The organism is Amycolatopsis sp. NPDC041971 (assembly GCF_055588925.1).
Window position 1 is genome coordinate 186,172 of sequence record NZ_JBVJCE010000007.1, and the last position, 21,989, is coordinate 208,160.

Consider the following 21,989-nt stretch of genomic DNA (forward strand, 5'->3'; position numbering starts at 1 on the left):
TCCGGTCTGATTCCTCCCAGCCCACATCCAGGGATACGGATGGGTAACGGAAATGGTTCAACCGGCTTCAGCCGAGCCAGGGTTCCGCGATACGCGCGTAGGTGCCGTCGTTCAACGCGAGGTGCAGCCACTGGTCGGCCCACTCCTTGAACACCGCGTCGCGCGGCATCAGGTACGCCTTCTCCGAGAAGGTGAACGGCCGGTCGGGATGCACCGCGCACAGCCGCGGATTCTGCTTCGCCTGCCAACGGGTTTCGGTCGCGTCGGTGATCATCAGATCCGCGCGGCCCGCCAGGATCTCGGCGAAGATCGTGTTGTTGTCCGGATGCCGCACGATGGTCGCGCGCTTGAGGTTCGCGTCGGCGAACTGTTCGTTGGTGCCGCCCGGGTTCACGACGACGCGAACGCCCGGCTGATCGATCTGCTCCACGGTCTGGAACCGCTTTTCGTTTTCGCACAAGGTGATCGGCGTCTTGCCGTCACGAAGATAGGGAACGGTGTAGAAACCTTTCTTCGCGCGGTCCAAGGTCACCGACACGCCACCCATCGCCAGGTCGCATTTCCGCCCGACGTCGTCAGCGATCGCCTTCCACGTGGTCTGGACCAGGTGCGGCCGGACGCCGAGCCGGCGGGAAAGGTCGCCCGCGAGGTCGATGTCGATCCCGCTCCACGCGCCCGCGGCGTCGCGATAGGTGAACGGGCGATAGTCCCCCGTCGAACACACTCGGAGCTCGCCGCGGGCCTGCACGACGTCGAGCCTGCTTTGCGCGCCATGGCCTTCGGGTGCGGCGCCGGCCGTGCCGATTCCCAGCACGGTCAGCACCGCGACCCCGAAGATGAGCGCTTTCGCCTTGATCGTCATCAAGGCATCTTCCACGCCCTGAGGTAGGACCGCACCAGCCAATCGTCGACCCAGCCGGTGGCCGGCTCCTCCGGCAACGGCGACGCTACCCGCACAAGCTCGTCGAGACGGTGTTCGAGGGACTCGGCCGCCTCCAATGCTTCCTCGCGGGTTTTCTTGCCCTGCCTCAGATCACGGAGCCAGCTCAGCCACGGTTCGGGGACCGGCAGCGTGATCCGCCCGGTCTCCAGCAGCTCCACGCCCTGCACGCCGAGGCGCACCATGTGCATGGCGAACTTCGTGTCGAAGCCGTACTTCTCGATCAGCTCCGGCCGCCCCGCTTTGCCCCGCTGTCCCAGCATCCGCTCGCGCTGGGCACGGGAGTAGCCGAGGAACCGCAGGCCAGCGCGGCGCGAGATGATCCGGTGCGCGTTCTCGCGCAGCTCGGCACCGAGCTCGTCGATGCGCACGATCTCGTTCTCGGGCACGAACAACGGCAGCAGGACGGTCGGGTTCCCGTTGACCGCCAGGCGCAGCCACTTGCGTAGCGAGTAGACGATCAGGTCCAGGTCGCCGGGACCGGACCGGACGCCTTCGGGCTGCGTGCGGAAGATGTACTGCTCGAACCGCTTCAGGCCGATCACGTGGTCCGGCGGCTCGACGCAGATGCCGAGCTCGTCCCGGTCGTCCTGGCCGAGCACGGCGGTGCCGTGCAGCCCGGACCCGACCTGGCAGCGCAGGATCGTGCCCTGCTCGGCGATGGCGGCGAATTCGGGGCTGTCGTGTTTCACCGGACAAGTCGTACTCGCACGGACGCTCCGGGCGCATCCGGTTTTCGCGCCCCTCAGGGTCGGATTCCAGGGTCGGGTCGGGGCCGTTCCCCGATGTGCCGGGGGTCGTCCCGAGGCGAACATTAAGCCATGACGAACAGCGTGGCCACCAAGAAGCTCCACCGCAGCCGTACCGACAAGATGCTCGCGGGCGTCGCCGGCGGCTGGGCCGCCTACCTCGGCGTCGACGCCGCGATCTTGCGTATCGCCCTCGTGGCGAGCGTCTTCTTCACCGCCGGATTCGCGATTCCGGTCTACGCCGCCGCGTGGCTACTGACTCCGGAGCAGCCCGGCGAGTCCTGAGCGAGGACGGACGCCGTGCGCAGGGGGCGCGGCGCGTTCAGCCCGCTAAACGCGATCCGGTAGGGGGCGAGGGGGACGAGGTGGAGGGCCCGGACATGGGGATGTCCGGGCTTTTCGCTTTTCCGGGAGTTCGGCCACGCGAGCACGCGTGCGCCGTTACACTCCCCATGACTTTGTCACAGGGAGTGGGAAGCGGGGGCCTCCATGGCCGGCAAGTATCTGACCCTCAGCGAGTACAAGAGGATGCTCGACGGCGCGCTGGACGACTTCCACAAGGCGCTCACCAAGCGCTGGATGGAAGACGCCGTCGACGCCATGACGCATCTCTCGACCGCCGTCCCGTGCTCGGCGGAGCCCTGGGCCTGGCAGTGGCCAGCCGAATCGTACGGCCACCTTTCGGGTGCCGACGACTTCTGCGGATACCTGACCTGGGTCATGGACGGCATGCTCGGCCATTACAAGGACGTCCATTGCCAGGGCTGGAATCCGCAGACCCAGAAGTACGTCGAGTGCCATGTCGAACGGAACCTGGCCCAGATCGAGCGGCTGGCCTGGAACCGGCGGCAGGAGGTCGCCAAGTTCGTCCCGCAGCTGGAAGGGCCCGATCTCACGAAACTGGAGACCGCCCACAACACGTTCCTGAACGTCGCGGGCAACCTCGGCTTCCAGGACAAGAACGGGCGGGTGACCGAACTGCTCGGGCAGGGCGAGGTCGTCCGGAACGTCGAGTGGCTGGACGGTACGACCAGTGAGAACGAGGAATGGTTCATCGAGTGGACCGGACTCGCCGCCAAGGCCTTCAGAGCCGGGTTCTTCGCCTCGATCGCGCCGACCATCCTGAACCAGGCGCTCATCCTCGCCAGCCTGTCCACCCTGTACTCCACGCGCGCCACGACGATCCAGGTGACCCGGCTCAACCTCATCAAACGGCTCAACTGGGCCACCAAGAAACTGGACGAAAAGGTCACCCTCACGATCTCCACCGCGGACGCGATCCTGGAGAAGCTCGATCGGGCACAAGCGATCCACGGGATCGTGAGCAATCTGCTGTCCGCGGGGGCGAAGCTCAGCAAGGTCGTGGACACCGTCAACGAGGCGGGCGGGAAGGTCCTCGGCCCGGTCGGCGCCGTCCTCACCTTGGTCGGCTTCGTCGGCGGAGCCCTCAAGAGCCACACTGTCGAGCAGGACGCCATGTCCCTCCAGGACATCCTGCAGAAGCTCACCACCTCGATCCAAGACGAACACAACGCGTTGAGCGGCCTCGAAGACGACTTCGGCGGGGACGTGCTGGCTCTGCAAAAGGCGATCGCGGGGGTGCACAGCTACAACCTCGAGCTCTACGATCTCACCGCGAACACGCTGCCGAACCAGACCGACCGCGCGAAGTACAAGGGGATCAGGGTCGAGGTCCACTTCCTCTTGAGGGTGGCGCAAACCTGCTTCGAAGCGGCCGGCGCCTATTCGGCACAATTGCGGATCCTCGCCGCGGCCGATGTCGCCGACCGGCACCTCGCTGGCCGTGACGCGCAGACGTGCACGGGCGACGACACGACCTTGGAGATCCGCGACGCCGTCGAACAGTTCATGAGGACGAGCTGTGCTCGATTCCTCCTCGCCGGTGAGCAGCTCAGGAAGGCGGCCGAAGCCTACGCGAAAACGGACGGCGAGCTTTCGGACGATCTCAAGAAGCTGTTCGCCGCCTGGGAAAGCGCCAACAAGGACCGGGGCAAGATCGACCCCGATCCCGAGACGGTGGAAACGGAAGGCGCGGCCGGGGAGGCGGGCAAAACCGACCGGACGGGCCTCGAGCCGAGGAAACCGTCGGAGCCGAACTCCGTCGACCCGTACGAGAAGGACCGCCGGCAGCAAGGCGGCAAGTACGTAGTGGACGGGCAGCGGTAGACCCACGCCCCTCGGCGACGATTTCTGTGACGGGCGTGCCGTCCGCCGGATCACGCGAACCCGCCGGTACAGGTCCCCAGTACATGAAGGACCCCTTCCTTGCGCCTAGGTACAGGAAGGGGGCCTTCATGTACTTCCACCCGAGCACCGGGCAAAGGAAAAGCCCGGACGCGCGAGGCGCGTCCGGGCTTTCCGGTGTTACGGGCTCGAACTCAGAAGTCCATGCCGCCCATGCCACCGGACGGGTCGGCGGGAGCGGCCGAGGCCTTCTCCGGCTTGTCCGCCACGACGGCTTCGGTGGTCAGGAACAGCGCCGCGATGGAAGCGGCGTTCTGCAGCGCGGAGCGGGTGACCTTCGTGGGGTCCGGCACGCCGGCGGCGAGCAGGTCCTCGTAGACACCGGTGGCGGCGTTCAGGCCGTGACCCGTCGGGAGGCCCTTGACCTTCTCCGCCACGACGCCACCTTCGAGGCCGGCGTTGATGGCGATCTGCTTGAGCGGCGCCTCGACGGCGACCTTGACGATGTTGGCACCAGTGGCCTCGTCGCCCTCGAGCTTCAGACCGGCGAAGGCGGCCTCGGCGGCCTGGATGAGAGCGACGCCACCACCGGCGACGATGCCCTCTTCGACGGCGGCCTTGGCGTTGCGCACCGCATCCTCGATGCGGTGCTTGCGCTCCTTCAGCTCGACCTCGGTGGCGGCACCGGCCTTGATGACGGCCACGCCGCCGGCCAGCTTCGCCAGCCGCTCCTGGAGCTTCTCGCGGTCGTAGTCCGAGTCCGAGTTCTCGATCTCGGCGCGGATCTGGTTGACGCGACCCTGGATCTGGTCGGCGTCGCCCGCACCCTCGACGATGGTGGTCTCGTCCTTGGTGATGACGGCCTTGCGAGCCTTGCCCAGCAGGGAAAGGTCCGCGTTCTCCAGCTTGAGGCCGACGTCCTCGGAGATGACCTGGCCACCGGTCAGGATCGCGATGTCCTGCAGGATCGCCTTGCGGCGGTCACCGAAGCCCGGGGCCTTGACGGCGACGGACTTGAAGGTGCCGCGCATCTTGTTGACGATCAGGGTGGCCAGAGCCTCGCCCTCGACGTCTTCGGCGATGATCAGCAGCGGCTTGCCGGACTGGATGACCTTCTCCAGCAGCGGCAGCACGTCCTTGACGGTGGAGATCTTGGAACCGAAGAGGAGAACGTACGGGTCCTCGAGTTCGGCTTCCTGACGCTCCGGGTCGGTCACGAAGTAACCGGAGATGTAGCCCTTGTCGAAGCGCATACCCTCGGTGAGCTCGAGCTCGAGCCCGAAGGTGTTGCTCTCCTCGACGGTGACGACGCCTTCCTTGCCGACCTTGTCCAGCGCCTCGGCGATGAGCTCGCCGATGGTGCGGTCAGCGGCCGAGATCGAGGCGGTAGCAGCGATCTGCTCCTTGGTCTCGATCTGGACGGCCATCTTGTGCAGCTGCTCGGTGATGGCCTCGACGGCCGCCTCGATGCCGCGCTTCAGGCTGATGGGGTCGGCCCCGGCGGCGACGTTGCGCAGACCCTCGCGAACGAGAGCCTGGGCGAGCACGGTGGCGGTGGTGGTGCCGTCACCCGCGACGTCGTCGGTCTTCTTGGCAACTTCCTTGACGAGCTCGGCCCCGATCTTCTCCCACGGGTCTTCGAGCTCGATCTCCTTGGCGATGGAGACACCGTCGTTGGTGATCGTCGGCGCGCCCCACTTCTTTTCGAGCACGACGTTGCGGCCCCGCGGGCCGAGGGTCACCTTGACGGCATCGGCGAGGATGTTCAAGCCACGCTCGAGACCGCGGCGGGCGTCCTCGTCGAACGCGATCAGTTTGGCCATTTCGGTGTGGTCCTCCGATATTGGGCGCCGCCGCACGCCTAGACAGCGCGGCGGCAGGACTCTTTCCTCGGCCAGGCTCGGTGCCCGCGACGGACGACCCACCCACTCAAGGGTGCGGCCTCACCGTCCCGACCTTCAGGCGAGCGATCGATGACCGCTCTGCCTGGCACTCGACGGCGTCGAGTGCCAATGTCGTTTTTAGCACTCTCCAGGGTCGAGTGCAAGAACCGCAGGTCAGCGCGGCGGTATTCAGCTGCTCGGCTTGATGGAGATCGACGACGGCGGCGGCTTCGGCGACGATCCGGGAGCCTGCGACTGCGAGCCGCCGGGGCCGACCGGGATGTTCGGCGCGGTGGTCTGCGGTCCGTTGCCGCTGCTCGAATCACTGAAGATGAAGATCGCCGCGACGATCGCGCCCGCGACCACGAGGGCGCCGACGACGATCCAGATCCACTTGGCGCCGCCGCCCTTCTTGGGCTGCTGCTGGAAACCGCCCTGCTGCTGCGGCGGACCGTAGCCAGGAGGCGGGCCCTGTTGGAAACCACCCTGCTGGAAACCGCCCTGCTGCTGCGGCGGACCGTAACCGGGCGGCGGGCCCTGCTGGTACCCGCCCTGCTGGAAACCACCCTGCTGCTGCGGCGGGCCATAGCCGGGCGGGGGACCCTGCTGGGGCGGGCCCTGCGGTCCCGGTCCCTGCTGGCCGTAGCCGGGCTGCTGTCCTCCGTACGGGTGCACGGGGCCCCCCTCTCCCTGTGGCGGCGTGTTCTGCCGTGGCGCCTGCTGCGGTGCGGACTGCTGGACCGGCGCCGCGGCCCCGGGCGGGCCGGGCGGCTCGTTCGAAGTCGCGAGCGGGCCGAGCGCGCGCCTGGCGGCCGCGATCATCTCAACACAGTTGGGGTAGCGATCGGCGGGATTCTTCGCCATTCCCTTCCGGACGACCTCGTCGATCCCGGCGGGCAGGCCGACGATCCGCGAGATGGCGGGGGGCTCCCCGTTCAGATGCCCCTTGATGACCGTCTGCACGTCGCCCTTGAAGGGCGGGCTGCCGGTCAGGCAGGCGTAGAGGACACAGGTGAGCGCGTACTGGTCGGTGCGGCCGTCGAGCGGCTCGCCACGAAGGTGCTCGGGGGCCGCGTACGTGGGCGAGCCGAGGAAGTCGCCGCCCCGGGTGCGGTGCCCGGTGGCGCCGCGGCGGGTCAGGCCGAAGTCGGCGACGTAGACGTGCTCGCGCGAGGTCTCCTTGCTGGTGACCAGGACGTTGGCCGGTTTGACGTCGAGGTGCACGAGACCCCGGTTGTGCAGGGTGTCGAGCGCGTCGGCGACCTGGTCGAGCATGGTCAGCGCGCGGGCGGGCGCGATCGGGCCGCCGGAGATCAGCCCGGCGAGGTCCCCGCCGTCGACCATCCGCATGGCGATGTAGAGCATGCCTTCGAGCTCGCCGAAGTCGTACAAGGGCACGACGTTGGCATGGTCGATCGCGGACGTGTTCCGCGCCTCGTCGACGAAGCGTTCGCGGAACTCGGCGTCGGCCCCGAGGTGATCACCGATGACCTTCAGTGCCACCTTGCGTCCGAGCCGCACGTCCGTGGCCTTGTAGGTCACGCTCATGCCGCCCTTGCCGAGCACACCGTCGATGCGGTAGTTGCCCAGCCGGCGACCGGTCAGGTCCCCCGACTCATCGCCTGTCACGCAGCGAAGCGTAACGCGCCAGCTCCGGAGGCCGCCGGGGGTCGGCCGAAGTCTCTTTAAGAGACCTTGCGCACGTCCGCCGCCTGACTCCGCCCGTCACGCCCGGACTGGACTTCGAATTCCACGCGATCACCCTCGTCGAGCGTCCGGAATCCGTCGGCCTGAATGGCCGAGTAGTGGACGAAGACGTCGGGCCCTTCGGTGGATTCGATGAATCCGTAGCCCTTTTCCGAGTTGAACCATTTGACGGTGCCGACTGCCACGGCGCACTCCCTCAGCACAGGATCCGCCGGCCTTCTCTGCCCCGACCGGCGGTTTCGAGTGCGGTTCACGCTACCCGAATCACCGGCGTCGGCAATGCTCAATTCGTCTTAAGGTCATCCGCGAGAAAGCCGCCTATTGCGCGCTTGCACCAGGACGCGTCCTGGTCCGGCGAAGTCCAGCGCGAGCCCTTCGCCGGTGCGGACGGACTGCGGGCCGGACTGATCGACCGCGCGGAGACGGCACTGCACGGTGTCCGGGTAGGCGAGCAGGAAGTCCGGCCGCACGGTGACGAGTTCGCCCGCGGTGAGCTCGAAGGCGTCGACCGGGCCTTGCGCGGCCAGCACGAGCGGACCGGTTCCGCTGTAGTGCTCCAGGAAACCGGAGTCGGCCCCGAAGAGTTTCCGCAACGGCGCCCAGCCGGGATCGAGCCGGACGGTAGCGGGCCTGGCGAGGATCGCCTCCCGGCTCACGCACCAGCCCGCCCCGCCGGTGAACTCCAGCGGGTAGACGTCACCGGCGGTCAGCGGCGCGAAGTCGATCCACCCGCCGCCCTCCGGCGCGTTGAACACCGAAGGCGCGGCCTTGCCCGCCCGTGAACCACCGCGGGCGGGAACGGTTTCGGTGATGCCGAAACTGCTGGCCAGCATGGTGTCCCCGGCGGCCTGGACGGCCTCGCCGGGGGACAGCAGCACGCGTGCGACCCCGAAGTTCGGGGTGTGCCTCGTCTGGACCCGCATGCGCTCAGCGGGAGGGGACCTGGGCGATCACCCAGGCGGACAGCGCCGACGGGTTGCGGGTCTGGGTGAGCAGCTGGCCCGGACCGGCGAAGTCGAAGACGAGGCCTTCACCGCTCTTCATCGACTGGATGACGCCGGTGGCGACCTTGCGGATCTGATACTGCAGGGTGTCGGCGAACGCGACGACGTGCCCGGTGTCGATGGTGATCACCTCGCCCTGCTGCAGGGTGACCGTTTCCAGCGCGCCGTAGCAGGCCACGACCAGCGGGCCCTGTCCCGTCGCGTGGGTCAGGAAGCCGCCCTCGCCGCCGACGAGGTTCTTGAGCCCGCCCCATTTGGTCTCGGTCTGCACGCTGTGCGACGACGCGAGCCACGAGCCGCGGGTGACGCACCAGCCGGTGCGGCCGTCGAGGTTGATGATCTGCATGTCGCCCGGCAGGTTCGCGGCGACGTCGACCCAGCCGCCGTTCTGCGGGGCGGTGTAGGTGGAGATGAAGAAGGACTCGCCGGAGAGGAAGGCGCGGCCGAGCCCCTTCATGATGCCGCCCTGCGCCTGCGACTGGACCTGCACGCCGTAGCTCGTCGCCATCATCGCGCCCGACTCGACCTGCGCCGGTTCCCCCGGTGCGAGCATGAGCCTCGCCACCGCGAACGATGGCTGGTGACGGATCTGAACCTGCATGTCTTCTTCTCCCCGGTGGTCGTTGTGACGCGCAGAGTCTTGCATGCGACCTCCGACCGAGGAGGATGGTCGGCGTGATCTCCGTCGACGCCCACCGTGAGACCGTCACCGGCCTGCTCGGAACCGCCCCTGTCATCCGCCTTCCGCTCGCCTCTGCCGCCGGGCTCGTCCTCGCCGAAGACGTGCGTGCGGGGGTTTCGCTGCCGCCTTTCGACAACTCGGCGATGGACGGTTACGCCGTCCGCGCGGCCGATATCACCGCCGTCGCGGAGGCACCGGTGACCCTGCCGGTCGCCGAGGACATCCCCGCCGGCCGCGTCGACATCACGAAGTTGGAGCCGGGCACCGCGCACCGGATCATGACCGGCGCCCCGCTGCCGCCCGGCGCCGACGCGGTGGTGATGGTGGAACACACCGACGGTGGCGTGACGGACGTCCGGATTCTCAGGACGGCCGTCCCGGGCGCGCACATCCGGCGCCGGGGTGAAGACGTCGTCGAGGGCGCCGTGGCGCTTTCGGCCGGAACCGTGCTCGGCCCGGCGCAACTGGGCCTCGCGGCGGCCGTCGGGCTCGCCGAGGTTCCCGTGTTCAGGCCGTTGAAGGTGCTCGTCGTATCCACCGGGACCGAACTCGTCGACGCGCCGGAACCCTTACGGCACGGGCAGATCTACGAGTCGAACAGCATCATGCTGGCGTCCGCGATCCGCGCGCTGGGCTGCGAGGCCGAGGTCGTGCGCAGTGTCGTCGACGACGTGGACGAGTTCCGCGCGGTGATCGAGCCGCGGCTGGCGGAGGCGGATCTGCTGGTGACCTCGGGCGGGGTCAGCGCGGGGGCGTACGAAGTGGTCAAGGACGCGCTGACCGGGCAGGGCGTGGAGTTCCGGAAGGTCGCGATGCAACCGGGCGGGCCGCAGGGCTGCGGACGGTGGAACGGCGTGCCGGTGGTGACGTTGCCGGGCAACCCGGTGAGCGTGCTCGTCTCCTTCGAAGCGTTCCTGCGGCCGGCATTGCTCGCGGCGATGGGGCACGCGGGCGTCGACAGGCAGAGGGTGCGAGCCCGGCTGACCGAGGCGATGACCTCCCCCGCCGGACGGCGTCAGTTCCGGCGGGGTTTCTACACGCATTCCGAAGGCGAGGTCACCGGGGTCGTCGGGCCGCGCGGCGGGCCGGGGTCGCATCTGCTGGCGTCGTTCACGCAGGCGAACTGCCTGATCGTCCTGCCGGAGGACGTGGACTCGGTCGAGCAGGGTGACGAGGTGGACGTCCTGCTGCTCTGATCGCGTTCAGCCCGCTAAACGCGATCCGCCGGGAAGTCACGGCATCGGCCGATCGGCGTGAACAGCAGGGCGAAGACGGCGACGACCTCGAGCCCGGCCATCAGGGCCAGCGTCTGCCGCACACCGGCGGTCTCGCCGAGGATCCCGCCGAGCAGGCCGCCGAGCGCGATCGCGCCGAAGCTGAGCACGGACATGCTCGCGGTGACCCGGCCGAACATCGACGCCGGGACGTACCGCTGCTTGAAGGTGGCGTTGAGGACGTTCGAGCCGACCACCCCGGCGCTGAGCGCGAACCCGGCGGCGACGAAGAACGCGAGCCCCCACCCGCCTTGGGCGAGCGGTCCCAGCAACATCATCAGCGCCCCGAAGGCCTCACAGAGGACGAACGCGCGCGCGGTGCCGATCCGCGCGGCGAGCTTGCCCGACAGCGCGGCACCGGCGACGCCGCCCGCGCCGACGAGCGCGAGCACGAGCCCGGCGGTGCCCGCCCCCACACCGAGATCGCGGACGAGGAAGACCACCTCGATCGACTGGTAACCCATGAGGGCCACGTTCGAAATCGCGCCGAAGACCGCGAACACCCGCAAGTACCGGTCGCGGACCACGAAATCGAGGCCCTCGCGGATCTCGTCCCGTAGCCGCGAACGTTCCTTCGCCGGACGCTCGGGCTCGCGGTAGCGGATGGATCGCAGGCACAGCGCGGAGATCCCGAAACTGACGGCGTCGGCGAGCACCCCGGCGACGGCGCCGAAACCCTGCGCCAGCAGACCGGCGAGACCGGGTCCGCCGATCTGCGCGACGGACTCGCTCCCCTGCAACTTTTCGTTGGCTTCCTGGAGATCCTTCTTCTCGACCAGCGAAGGCAGGTATGCGCGGTACGCGACGCTGAAGAACACCTTCGCGACGCCGCCCGCCAAAGCGACGACGAGCAATTGGGTCATCGTGAGCAATCCGAACCAGGCGGCGACCGGGACGCTCAGGAACACGAGCATGGAGACGGTGTTGCAGGTCAGCATGATCGGGCGTTTCGGCCGTCTGTCGACCCAGGCGCCCGCGGGCAGGCCGATCAGCAGCCACGGCAGCCAGGCGACCGCGGTCAGCAGCCCGACCGCGAACGTGCTCGCCTGGAGCGTGACCACCGCGACGAGCGGCAGTGCGACGACGGCGATGGAACTGCCGAGCACGCTGGTCGTCTCGCCGGTCCACAGCAGCCGGAAATCGCGTGAGCGCAGCAATCCGCCGCGTTCGCGGGTGGTCACGGGCGGGCCGGGACGGCGCGGGTGGCGATGAAGACGGGACGGCGTTCCTGGCCGTCGTCCGGGATCTCACGGTCGCTGTAGGACTTGATCAGCTCGAGGACCTTCTGTTCGAGTTCGGCCAGTTCGGCGACCGACATCTTCGCCCAGCTGTCGGTGGCGAAGGCGGCGCGATGCCACTCCTCGGGATAGGTCTCGCGTTCGGCGAACCACTGGCGCGCCATGGAAACCTGGCGTTCGAGGGCGAGGGATTCGGCGGCGGCCGCGACCGGATCGTCGGGGAAGTCCGACGGCGACCAGGAGACCGCGTAACCCACGCGGCGCCACCAGCGCTCGCGCCGGTCGCGGGCGAGTTCCGGCGCTTCTTCGACCAGCTCACTGGCGGCGAGCACCTTCAGGTGATGACTGACGTTCCCGACCGCCTGCCCGGTCCGCTCGGCTAGCACGGAGGCCGTGCACGGGCCGTCGAGGCGCAGGACGTCGAGCAGGCGGCGCCGCAACGGATGCGACATCGCGGCGAGCACTTTCGAATCGTGGACTTCGTGTACTTCACGGTCGGCCATAACGCACAACAGTAGTTGCACAAGACTCCTTGCACAAGTTCTCTTGTGCTCTATTGGTCGCGTCGGATGGCCGGTCCGTGAAGGCCTCCTTGAGGGACTCTGGGTCCCTCAAGGAGGCCTTCACGGACCGCAGAGCCAGGGGCGCGAGCGGCGACCGCGCGTAACCTCGACGGCATGGGTTTCTTCTCGTGGATCGTGTTCGGCGCCCTCGCCGGATGGCTGGCCAACGTCGTGGTGGGCGGTCCGGACCGGCGCGGCGGCTGCCTGTTCAGCATCCTGATCGGGGTGCTCGGGGCGGCATTGGGCGGTTTCGTCTACCGGCTCGCGACGGGCACCGAGCGGAGCTTCGAGTTCGACTTCCCCAGCTTCGGCGTCGCCATTCTCGGTTCGATCGTGCTGCTCGCTCTGCTGCGGCTGATTCGCGGCTCCAGGCGGAGCGACTCCCATCGCCGATGATCAAAGGAGTGACCGTTGGTAACGGTTTTCTCGCGACGGGTGATCACGGGCGTCCGGCGAACTAAAGTGGGAGGCTCGCTCAGTTCCAGCGGCCGCGGCCGGGTGCATATGCCGTCGGGGGGCATATGCATCCGGACGCGCGTGCCTCGGCGATGACCGAGGCGGCGCGGACGGGGTCGATGAGCGAGGGCATCGGCACTGCCGAAATGTCCCGCTTCCAGGCTCGGAACAGCTCGGCGAGTCGCTCGCCTACGGGGTCCGGACTGGCGGGCATTCGCGGGTCCTCCAGGTCGGCGATCGGCTTCAATTACCTAGAGTTATCGCGCTTTTCCACCGACCGTTACCAGGATGTGGTGCCTCCCACCCACGCCGGGGAATCCTTCCGGGGGAGGCACGGCCCGGCCCCGGACAGGGCGGTAGCGTGGTGGCTCTTCATACCCAACCCCCCGACACGAACTGCGGTGAACCCGACCAATGAGCGGCAACCGGCCGGAATCCACTGGAAACCCACTCACGCACGCCGTGAAGCTGGCCCGCGAGACCGTTCCGCCGATGCACCCGGCCGGCAGGCCGTTCGTGTTCGGCGGTCTCGCCGCGACGCTGGTGCTGCGGAAGTTCTCCAAGTCTCTCGGCGTCCTCGGCGCGCTCGCGACGGCCGCGACGGCCGCGTTCTTCCGTGAGCCCAAGCGCGTTCCGCCCGCACAGTCCGGCCTCGCGGTCGCGTCGGCGGACGGCCTGGTCTCGTTGATCGAGGAGGCCGTGCCGCCGCCCGAGCTGGGGCTGCCCGCCGAACCGCGGATGCGCGTGAGCGTGTTCCTCTCGGTGTTCGACGTGCACGTCCAGCGGATCCCGGCGTCGGGCGTGATCGAACGGGTCGCCTACCGGCCCGGGAAGTTCCTGTCCGCGGACCTGGACAAGGCGAGCGACGACAACGAGCGCAACTCCGTGCTCATGCGCACCGAAGACGGTCACGAGCTCGTCGTGGTGCAGATCGCCGGGCTGGTGGCGCGGCGCATCCTCTGTGAGATCCGTGAGGGTGACAAGGTCGGCGTCGGTACGACGTACGGCATCATCCGCTTCGGCTCGCGAGTCGACCTGTACCTGCCGCCGGGCAGCAAGGTCCTCGTCTCGAAGGGCCAGCGCACGATCGGTGGCGAGACCCCGATCGCCGAGCTGCCCACGGCGCCGCACCCGGAAGGCTGATCCATGGTCCGCGTGACCACGACAACTCCCGGCGTCCGGCTGTTGCCGAACGCCATCACGGTGCTCGCCCTGTGCGCCGGTCTGTCGTCGGTGCAGTTCGCGCTGATCGGCAACTACCCGATGGCGATCGCGTCGATCGGGATCGCCGCGGTGCTCGACAGTCTCGACGGCCGGATCGCGCGGCTGCTGGACGCGACGTCGAAGATGGGCCAGGAGCTCGACTCGCTGTCCGACGGCATCTCGTTCGGTGTCGCTCCCGCGCTGGTGCTGTACGTCTGGCACGCCGAGGGCGAGCGGATCGGCTGGGTGGCGTCGCTGATCTTCGCGGTCTGCATGATCCTGCGGCTGGCGCGGTTCAACACGCTGATCGAGGACACCGAGCAGCCGCCGTACGCGGGCGAGTTCTTCGTCGGTGTGCCCGCGCCCGCCGGTGGCCTGCTGGCGATGCTGCCGCTGATCCTGGAGCTGCAGTTCGGGCAGGGCTGGTGGTCGCACCAGTACCTGGTGTGGGTGTGGACGATCGCCGTGGCCGTGCTGCTGATCAGCCGGATCCCGACGCTTTCGCTGAAGACGGTGAAGGCGCCGCCGAAGGCGATCGCGCCGCTGCTGGTCGGGGTGGGCCTGCTGGCCGCCGCGATCATCCAGTTCCCGCTGGTGGCGCTGGCGATCGCGCTGATCCTGTACCTGGCGCACATCCCGTACTCGGTGTACAGGCACCGCTGGCTGGCGAAACATCCGGAGGCGTGGATGGCGCCGCCGAGGGAACGGCGCGCGATCCGGCGCTCTTCGAGCCGCCGGCGCCTGGGCCTGCGCCCGCCGCTTCGGCGCGTGGTGGCCGGTGCCGCTCAGCGCGTCCGGCACCGGGGCGACCAGCACGTCCCCCGCGCTCCGCGCACCATCAGCACCGACAAGGACCGCGACAACGGCCGAGGCCCGCGACGCCGCTCGTGGCGCCGGATCGGCCTCCGGAAACGCTGACCCGCGCCACCCCCAGCCCCCCGCCCATCCCCGGGGGACGGCCCCGCGCCCAGCGTATCGGTGCCTACCGACGGGACCAGGGAAACGGGGGTCGGGCAGCCGGGGTTGTCCACAAGTGGGTGAGCCTGTGGATAACTCGGGAGTCGAGTACATGAAGGCCCCTTCCTTGCGTCTGACGCGAGGAAGGGGAAAGTCGCATAACCGCTGGTCAAATGGGTGATGGAGCGACAGAGGCGGGCTCGTCATAAGGGTCCGACACCCTCCTCGACCGTCCACAAGGGACGATTCCAGAGTGACGGTGTCCGATTTAGGCGCTTCGGGCGGGGGGGGGGGGGGGGGGGGGGGGGGGGGGGGGGGGGTTGGGCGGTCGGCCCCCCCCCCCCCCCCCCCCCCCCCCCCCCCCCCCCCCCCCCCCCCCCCCCCCCCCGCCGAAAACCGTACATATGCACATCAAACGGACATCCAACTGTCGGGTAACGTCCTTTGTGGACATTCAGGGTCTTGACTCATCCCTCGAGTAAGCCGGACCGCCACTCAAGACCCCTGTCATCTGCCCCCCTTCGGGTAGTCGACGATGTCCAGTTCGCATCACCAAGAGCGACACCGACCAGCGGCTATGCGACTGTGAAGGCCCCTTAGCGCGAGGAAGGGGGCCTTCATGTACTCAGGCGAACGCCGTCGTGAGGCTCGATCAGCGCGCGGCGACGGCTGGGCGGCGCGAGGCTGGATAGGGTGACGGGGTGAGCGCACCCCAGATCACGCTGACCGTCCGGCACACCCCGTCCGCCCTGGATTCCCGCCGCGGCGTCGTCCGGCTGCACCCCGAAGTCCTCGACGCGCTCGGCCTGATGGCCTGGGACGCCGTCCGCGTCACCGGCGCCCGCGTCAGCTCGGCGCTGGCCGCTCCGTCGGACGCGGAGGGGATCCCGGGGGTGATCCTCCTCGACGACGTCACGATGTCGAACCTCGGCGTGACCGAGGGAGCGGAAGTGGTCGTCGCGCCGGCGGAGGTGTCGGCCGCGAAGACGGTCACCGTGTCGGGTTCGAGGATGGCGAGCGTTTCGCTTTCCCCGCACACCCTGAGGCTCGCCCTGATCGGCAAGGTCCTGACCGTCGGCGACGCCGTTTCCCTGCTCCCCCAGGACCTCGCGCCCGCGCCGGGCTCCGACGTCTCCGCCGTCCGCGGCCAGCTTTCCCGCGCCATCGGCATGACGTGGACGAACGAACTGCTCACCGTCACCGCCACCGAGCCGTCGGGACCGGTCGCCGTCGGACCGTCCACCGTGGTCAGCTGGCGCGACGGCGCCCGCACCGGCGAGGCCGCACCCGCGGCCGCCCCCGCCCGTGCCGGGACGACGCTGGTGCGCAGCACGCCCTCCACGCCACACGAGGACTTCATCGACGCCGAGGTCATCGAAGACGAGCTGGTCGACGAAGTGGCCGACGAGTCCGTGCCTCCCCTGTCGGACCTCGCCGGCTCCGAATCGGCCGCCCGCAAGCTCGCCGAATGGTTCGACCTGGCCTTCCACCGGCCGGAACTGCTGGCGAAACTCGGGACGTCGGCGCATCTCGGGGTCCTGTTGTCCGGGCCGGAAGGCGTCGGGAAGGCGACGCTGGTCCGCGCCGTGGCACAGGCCGAGAAGGTGCGGGTGGTGTCGCTCGCGGCGCCGAACATCGCCGTTCTCGATCCGAACGTGGCCGCCGCGCGGTTGCGTGAGGCGATCGAACAGGCCACCCGCGACGAAGAACCCGCCGTCCTGCTGATCACCGACATCGACGTGCTGCTGCCCGCGTCCCAGCCGCCGCCGCTCGCGACGGTCGTCCTCGACGACCTGCGCAAAGCCTTGCGTAACAAGGGTTTCGCCGTCATCGCCACCACCGGGCGGGCCGAGTCCACCGATCCCAGGCTGCGCGCCGCGGACCTGCTCGACCGCGAACTCGGCCTGCCGCTCCCGGACGCGAAGACCCGCACGGAACTGCTGCGCGTGCTCCTGCGCGAAGCCCCGCTGGAGTCCGGCGTCGACGTCGGCCCGATCGCCGAGCGGACGCCCGGTTTCGTGGCCGCGGACCTCATCGCGCTCCGCCGCGACGCCGCCCTCCGCGCCGCGCTGCGCCAGCGTGAAGCCGACGAGCCGCGGATCGCCCAGCAGGACCTGCTCGACGCGCTGACCACCGTCCGCCCCATTTCGATGTCCACTTCGGACAATCTGGCCACCGGCGGGCTGACGCTCGACGACGTCGGCAATATGACCGACGTCAAGCAGTCGCTCACCGAGGCGGTGCTGTGGCCGTTGCGCTATCCGGACTCGTTCGCCCGCCTCGGTGTCGATCCGCCGCGCGGCGTGCTCCTGTACGGACCGCCGGGCGGCGGCAAGACGTTCCTGGTCCGCGCGCTCGCGGGCACCGGCGCGCTGAACGTCTTCGCGGTCAAGGGCGCCGAACTGATGGACAAATGGGTCGGTGAGTCCGAGCGTGCGGTGCGGGAGCTCTTCCGCCGCGCCGCCGAGGCCGCGCCGTCGCTGATCTTCCTCGACGAGATCGACGCGCTCGCCCCGCGCCGCGGCCAGTCTTCGGACTCCGGCGTGTCGGACCGGGTCGTCGCGGCCCTGCTGACCGAATTGGACGGTGTCGAGCCGATGCGCGAAGTCGTCGTCCTCGGTGCGACGAACCGGCCGGAGCTGGTCGACCCTGCCCTGCTGCGGCCGGGACGGCTGGAACGCCGCGTCTACGTCCCGCCGCCGGACGCGCACGCGCGTGAGGCGATCCTGGCCGCCAGCGCCAAGAACACGCCGCTCGCGTCCGATGTGGACCTAGCGGCGTATGCGGCCACTTTGGACGGTTACTCGGCGGCGGACTGCGCGGCGCTGATCAGGGAAGCCGCGCTGACCGCGATGCGTGAGTCGCTGGAGGCCAAGGAGGTCACCGCCGCGCATCTGACGACGGCGGCGCAGGCCGTGCGACCGTCGCTCGACCCGGCCCAGCTCGCCGCGCTGGAGGCGTACGCGCGGAACCAGGGCTGAGTACGATAAAGGGCCTCTTCCTCGCGCGGAAGAGGCCCTTTCCCGTACCTGCTAGGAGCCGTCCTTGTCGTTGGCCTTGTAGTCCTTGGTGACGATGACGATCACGCCGGGGCCGACGTTCTGGATCTCCTCGAACCTCGGCTCGGCTCGGAAACCGAATTCCAGCGCCAGCGCCTTCGCGGCCGCCTCCTCGTCGGTGCCCGGCCGGTAGTAGGCCACGGTCTCGGGGAGCCTGCCCGGGTAGCCCTTGACCTCGGAGACGTTCCAGCCGGAGGCGCGGAAGTCCTTCGCGGCCTGCTCGCCGAGGCCCTGGATGGTGCTGTTGTTGTAGACGCGCACCGTCACCCACTTGTGCGACGCCTGCTGATCGCCACCGGGCTGGCCAGGACCAGGCTGACCCGGACCGGGTTGACCCGGCTGACCGGGCTGTCCTGGCTGGCTCGCCGGCGGGGCGGAGCTCGCGGGCGCGCTCGACGGCGGCGCCGAGGAGGCGGGCGGCGTGCTGGCCGAAGGCGAACCCGGCGCCGGGGACGAGGGCGGGGTCGCGCCGTCCGAGGTCGTGGGCGTGGTGCCGGGTGGCGTGGCGGTGTCCGAGTCACCGCCGCCACCGATCAGGGTGACGCCGCCGATCACGGCGGCGATCACGGCGACACCGACCAAGGCCAGTCCGGCGGCCTTCATCGGCCGGGACAGCCCCGAAAACAGACTCATGAGAGATCGATCCCCAGTCGCCGGGCCGCGCGATTGCGCTGCCTGGCCGCTCGCGTCTTTCGCAGGCGCTTCACCAACATCGGGTCGGCCTGCATGGCCTCGGTCTTCTCGAGCAGCCGGTTCAGCAACTGGTAGTAGCGCGTCGACGACATAGAGAAGCGTTCGCGGATCGCCTGTTCCTTCGCGCCGGCGTATTTCCACCACTGACGTTCGAACGCGAGCATGTCGAACTCGCGCTCGCTGAGGCCGTTCACGGTCTCCGACGGGGACGGCTGGTCGGGCTCGGCCATCGACTCCGCGGCGTCCATCCGACTCCTCGCAATCAGGTCAGTACTCGGCGGGCGTGAAACCACAGGCTTGTCATTCCGCGGCGCCATTAGACCACGGATCCGGCGCCCGGCTTCGATAACGACGTCGGCGCGTCACGGGTAAGGGTGTACCAGAAGGGTCCGACTAAACTGCGCGCGTGACCGTCCATCCCATCGTGATCGCCGGCGAGCCAGTGCTGCACAACCCGACTCGGGAGATCACCGAGTTCGACGACAAGCTGCGCATCCTCGTCGACGACATGTTCGAGACCATGTACGCCGCCGAAGGGGTGGGCCTCGCGGCCAACCAGATCGGCCTCGACCTGCGCGTGTTCGTCTACGACTGCCCCGACGACGAGGGCACGCGCCACAAGGGCGTCGTGGTGAACCCGAAGCTCGAGACCTCGGAGATCCCGGAGACGATGCCGGATCCGGACGACGACTGGGAAGGCTGCCTGTCGGCGCCCGGCGAGTCGTACCCGACCGGACGCGCCTCGTGGGCGAAGGCCACCGGTTTCGACGTCGACGGTAATCCGATCGAGGTCGAAGGCACCGGTTACTTCGCGCGCTGCCTGCAGCACGAGACCGATCACCTGAACGGCTTCATCTACCTCGACCGGCTGGTCGGGCGACACGCTCGCGCGGCGAAGAAGATGCTCAAGTCGAACAAATGGGGCGTTCCGGGCAACTCGTGGCTGCCGGAGGCCCAGCCCGAATCGACCGGCGACTGACCCTCTCGCACCCACCCCGCGTGCAATGAACGGTCCGTTCCTTGCAAATTTTGCAAGGAACGGACCGTTCATTGCACTTACCGGCGGGTCAGCACCCCAGGAAATGGCACCGCACCACCCGCGGCTGTTCGATCACCTTCCCGGCCTGCACCGACCACGCGAGCCGCAGGTACTGGGCGTGCGTCCAGGCCAGCGGAGTCGCGGACGCGGTCGGGGTTCCCGCCGGGAAGCCGGGCTGTCCCGAAGGCGCGTTCTCGTCCCAGACCTGCTCCGGCATCGTGTCCCCGGAGCTGCTGACGCGCCCCAGGTCGCGAAGGCGCTTCGCGGCCGTACCCCGGTCACCCGCGGCGAGGTCGTACTCACCACGTTCACCCGCGAGCAGCGGCCACAGTCGCCCGAAAGTGGTTCGGCTTTCCGCCGGGAACGTGTAGTCCCACGGTGACCCGTCGGCCTTCTCGCCGTAGCCATCCTTCGTGTATCGATGCCAGAACTGACCCGTCGGGGTGGTGAAGGCGATGTCGGCGTCGGTGACCTTGACGCTGTTACTGATCACCGGATCGTCGGCACGGTAGATGCCCAGCCTCACCAGTTCGAGGAAACCGGCGTCGGTCACGGCACGCTGGTCCATGGTCACGCTGGAATTGCCGAGGTTGTACTTCGTGCCGTTGTTCGCGTTGCCGTCCTTGGTCAGCCGGACGAAGTACGGGTCCTTCGACAGCGGGCCGTTCGTGGTCACCGTCCACTGGGCGAGCTTCGCCTTGAAGGCGTCGGCGGTGTCGAGGTAGCGCTTCGCGTCGGCGGCGGCGCCGTTCGCCTTGGCGATGTCGGCCGCGCAGACCAGCCCGGCGATCACCGCGGCGATCGTCGAAGGCGAGTAGCCGTCCTGCTCTTCCCAGCGTTCCTGCTGGCTGTACGGCGACGCGTGCCCGTTGTCCGCCTTGTAGGACAACAGGAATTCCGCCGCCTTGCGCACACCCCGCCAGGTCTTGGCGTCGGTGCGGCCGAGCTGCTGGGCGAGCACGATCGGCAGCGCGGTCTCGTCGAGCTGGATGGACGTCCAGTACGGCGTGCCGTCGACATGGCTGTTCTGCGGCAGATGCCCGTCCGGCAGTTGCTGCGTCCCGAACATGTAGTCGATCGACCGGTTGGCGGCGTCGCGGTCGCCTGCGGCGAGCAGCCCGGTCGCGATCTGGTAGAGGTCGCGCGGCCAGACCAGGTGATAGGTGCCCGACGGTGACCATTCCGGGTCGTTGTTCCCGAACCGCCACGGCATACTCGGCGACGCGATGAGCGCCCCCTGGTGGATCTTGTCCTCGCTCGCCGCGAGCATGAGCACGGATGCCTGATAGAGGTCCCGCTCCTGCTTGGTCTTGAGCGACGACGGCGCGTCCTTCACCTGGCGGAGGTACTGCTTCCAGCCGCGGTCGTACGCGCGGGCGGCTTCGGCGAATCCGCGCCGTAGCGAGGCTTTCGCGGTGGAAAGCGCATCGGAGTCCTTCGCGGCCATGCCGAGTGAAAGCGTGAAGTCCCGCGAGCGGACACCGTCGGCGGACGTCAGCCCGGTGATCAGCACGTTGCCCTTGGCCGCGGTCGCGTAATCCTTGAGGGTGAAGGATTTCATCAGCTGCGTGATGCCGTCGGAGGAACCCGCGTACCCCACGGAAGTGCGCGAGAACGCCGGTTCCGCGGTCAGCGCGGCCGCGGTCTTCGCGTCGGACGCGACCGCGTTCACCCGATCGGAGCGAGCGGAGTCGTCGGATCCTTCGTTCGTGAGATCGGGATCCGCGACCGCGTACACCTGGTACGGGCGGCCGGTCAGCGAAACGAAGTCGACGTCGATCAGCACACTCGTGCGCGCCGGATCGGTGACGTAGGTCTTGCGGAGCTTCCAGCGCCGCTGGTCGTCGGTGATGGTCTGCTCGTAGGTGAGGCCGTCGGTGCGCCGCACCCGCTGCGCCTTGGCCGAGGAATCGACGGTGGCGAAGCTCGTTCCGTCGGTGACGACGAGGTCGAGCGCGCGGACGCTCGGCGTGGACAGATCCGGGTAGTAGACCTCGGAGAGGCGGCCACCTTGAAGCGTGAACCAGACGTTGCTCGCACGTTCGCGGGCGGTGCCGAACCCGGTCTTGTCCGCCGGGAGCCAGCTCGGATGGGCGCCGGGCGCGCCTGGCGCCTCACCGCCCTGTGCCGCGGCGACCGCCGGGACCAGCCCCGCGATCAGCACGCCTGTCAGTGCCGGGAGCATGAGTTTTCGCATATCCACCCCAGACTTCTGTAACGGTGCAGAACCCCCGGGATTCTGTCGTGAATCCCCTGCGAGCACATGCTCCAAACCGGTGAACCGCTAACGCTGTCGACATGTCGGCCCGGAAATCGCCGTGCTGTTCGGCCGTCACC

The 21,989-nt window shown here is 68.8% G+C and carries 20 protein-coding genes; 8 read left to right on the plus strand and 12 right to left on the minus strand.

Annotation, left to right across the window (positions count from 1 at the left end):
* Positions 1-67 precede the first annotated feature (67 nt).
* Together ACZ6DT_RS16785 and ACZ6DT_RS16790 are read right to left on the minus strand one after the other, a co-directional pair.
* Positions 68-862: a transporter substrate-binding domain-containing protein gene (locus ACZ6DT_RS16785; RefSeq protein WP_465595265.1), complete on the minus strand. Its 795-nt coding sequence runs from the start codon at positions 860-862 to the stop codon at positions 68-70.
* Positions 862-1,632 (minus strand): nucleotidyltransferase domain-containing protein, encoded by a 771-nt coding sequence (locus ACZ6DT_RS16790; RefSeq protein ID WP_465595268.1) that lies wholly within the window; start codon positions 1,630-1,632, stop codon positions 862-864. Before ACZ6DT_RS16790 ends, ACZ6DT_RS16785 begins: the two co-directional genes overlap by 1 nt.
* Before the next feature lie 129 nt (positions 1,633-1,761).
* Between ACZ6DT_RS16790 and ACZ6DT_RS16795 the strand changes: the two genes are divergently transcribed.
* Both ACZ6DT_RS16795 and ACZ6DT_RS16800 read left to right on the plus strand, forming a co-directional pair.
* On the plus strand, positions 1,762-1,974 hold the full coding sequence (locus tag ACZ6DT_RS16795) for a PspC domain-containing protein (RefSeq protein ID WP_396563200.1): 213 nt from the start codon (positions 1,762-1,764) through the stop codon (positions 1,972-1,974).
* Positions 1,975-2,178: 204 nt separating this feature from the next.
* Positions 2,179-3,876 carry a hypothetical protein gene (locus ACZ6DT_RS16800; protein WP_465595271.1) on the plus strand — a complete coding sequence of 566 codons (1,698 nt, stop codon included), beginning with the start codon at positions 2,179-2,181 and terminating at the stop codon, positions 3,874-3,876.
* Between the two features lie 212 nt (positions 3,877-4,088).
* Here ACZ6DT_RS16800 and groL read toward each other — a convergent pair whose 3' ends face one another.
* From groL to ACZ6DT_RS16825, 5 genes are all read right to left on the minus strand, one after another.
* Positions 4,089-5,717, minus strand: a complete 1,629-nt coding sequence (gene groL, locus ACZ6DT_RS16805; RefSeq protein WP_465595274.1) for a chaperonin GroEL — start codon at positions 5,715-5,717, stop codon at positions 4,089-4,091.
* A gap of 249 nt (positions 5,718-5,966) precedes the next feature.
* The gene (locus ACZ6DT_RS16810; RefSeq protein WP_465595277.1) at positions 5,967-7,406 is read right to left on the minus strand and encodes a serine/threonine-protein kinase; all 1,440 of its coding nucleotides are present in this window, start codon (positions 7,404-7,406) and stop codon (positions 5,967-5,969) included.
* A gap of 56 nt (positions 7,407-7,462) precedes the next feature.
* Positions 7,463-7,669, minus strand: coding sequence for a cold-shock protein (locus ACZ6DT_RS16815; RefSeq protein ID WP_005164266.1), 207 nt, complete (start codon positions 7,667-7,669; stop codon positions 7,463-7,465).
* Positions 7,670-7,783: 114 nt separating this feature from the next.
* Positions 7,784-8,407, minus strand: coding sequence for an AIM24 family protein (locus tag ACZ6DT_RS16820; protein ID WP_465595280.1), 624 nt, complete (start codon positions 8,405-8,407; stop codon positions 7,784-7,786).
* 4 nt (positions 8,408-8,411) lie between these two features.
* Positions 8,412-9,089: a TIGR00266 family protein gene (locus ACZ6DT_RS16825; RefSeq protein ID WP_465595283.1), complete on the minus strand. Its 678-nt coding sequence runs from the start codon at positions 9,087-9,089 to the stop codon at positions 8,412-8,414.
* Positions 9,090-9,163: 74 nt separating this feature from the next.
* On the opposite strand from ACZ6DT_RS16825, the gene moeA reads away from it, so the two are divergent.
* Positions 9,164-10,366, plus strand: a complete 1,203-nt coding sequence (gene moeA / locus ACZ6DT_RS16830) for a molybdopterin molybdotransferase MoeA (protein WP_465595286.1) — start codon at positions 9,164-9,166, stop codon at positions 10,364-10,366.
* 14 nt (positions 10,367-10,380) lie between these two features.
* Here moeA and ACZ6DT_RS16835 read toward each other — a convergent pair whose 3' ends face one another.
* Entirely contained in the window at positions 10,381-11,625 is a 1,245-nt protein-coding gene (locus tag ACZ6DT_RS16835) for an MFS transporter (RefSeq protein WP_465595289.1), read from the minus strand.
* The gene (locus tag ACZ6DT_RS16840; protein ID WP_465595292.1) at positions 11,622-12,185 is read right to left on the minus strand and encodes an ArsR/SmtB family transcription factor; all 564 of its coding nucleotides are present in this window, start codon (positions 12,183-12,185) and stop codon (positions 11,622-11,624) included. Before ACZ6DT_RS16840 ends, ACZ6DT_RS16835 begins: the two co-directional genes overlap by 4 nt.
* A gap of 174 nt (positions 12,186-12,359) precedes the next feature.
* Here ACZ6DT_RS16840 and ACZ6DT_RS16845 point away from each other — a divergent pair, with 174 nt between their 5' ends.
* From ACZ6DT_RS16845 to ACZ6DT_RS16860, 4 genes are all read left to right on the plus strand, one after another.
* The gene (locus tag ACZ6DT_RS16845; RefSeq protein WP_465595295.1) at positions 12,360-12,641 is read left to right on the plus strand and encodes a GlsB/YeaQ/YmgE family stress response membrane protein; all 282 of its coding nucleotides are present in this window, start codon (positions 12,360-12,362) and stop codon (positions 12,639-12,641) included.
* Between the two features lie 474 nt (positions 12,642-13,115).
* Entirely contained in the window at positions 13,116-13,844 is a 729-nt protein-coding gene (locus ACZ6DT_RS16850; protein ID WP_465595298.1) for a phosphatidylserine decarboxylase, read from the plus strand.
* Between the two features lie 3 nt (positions 13,845-13,847).
* Positions 13,848-14,822, plus strand: coding sequence for a CDP-diacylglycerol--serine O-phosphatidyltransferase (pssA, locus tag ACZ6DT_RS16855; protein ID WP_465595301.1), 975 nt, complete (start codon positions 13,848-13,850; stop codon positions 14,820-14,822).
* Positions 14,823-15,562: 740 nt separating this feature from the next.
* Positions 15,563-17,842 carry an AAA family ATPase gene (locus ACZ6DT_RS16860; RefSeq protein WP_465595304.1) on the plus strand — a complete coding sequence of 760 codons (2,280 nt, stop codon included), beginning with the start codon at positions 15,563-15,565 and terminating at the stop codon, positions 17,840-17,842.
* A 51-nt stretch (positions 17,843-17,893) separates the two neighbouring features.
* On the opposite strand, the gene ACZ6DT_RS16865 is transcribed toward ACZ6DT_RS16860, so the two are convergent.
* Together ACZ6DT_RS16865 and ACZ6DT_RS16870 are read right to left on the minus strand one after the other, a co-directional pair.
* Positions 17,894-18,553 carry a LytR C-terminal domain-containing protein gene (locus ACZ6DT_RS16865; protein ID WP_465595307.1) on the minus strand — a complete coding sequence of 220 codons (660 nt, stop codon included), beginning with the start codon at positions 18,551-18,553 and terminating at the stop codon, positions 17,894-17,896.
* Complete coding sequence (locus tag ACZ6DT_RS16870; RefSeq protein WP_465595310.1) at positions 18,550-18,861, minus strand: DUF3263 domain-containing protein; 312 nt, start codon at positions 18,859-18,861, stop codon at positions 18,550-18,552. Before ACZ6DT_RS16870 ends, ACZ6DT_RS16865 begins: the two co-directional genes overlap by 4 nt.
* Positions 18,862-19,019: 158 nt before the next feature.
* On the opposite strand from ACZ6DT_RS16870, the gene ACZ6DT_RS16875 reads away from it, so the two are divergent.
* On the plus strand, positions 19,020-19,592 hold the full coding sequence (locus ACZ6DT_RS16875) for a peptide deformylase (RefSeq protein ID WP_465595313.1): 573 nt from the start codon (positions 19,020-19,022) through the stop codon (positions 19,590-19,592).
* Between the two features lie 88 nt (positions 19,593-19,680).
* Here the strand turns inward: ACZ6DT_RS16875 and ACZ6DT_RS16880 are convergent, their stop codons facing one another.
* A complete protein-coding gene (locus ACZ6DT_RS16880; protein ID WP_465595316.1) occupies positions 19,681-21,849 on the minus strand; it encodes a glycoside hydrolase family 15 protein in 2,169 nt (722 codons plus the stop codon).
* Between the last annotated feature and the right edge of the window lie 140 nt (positions 21,850-21,989).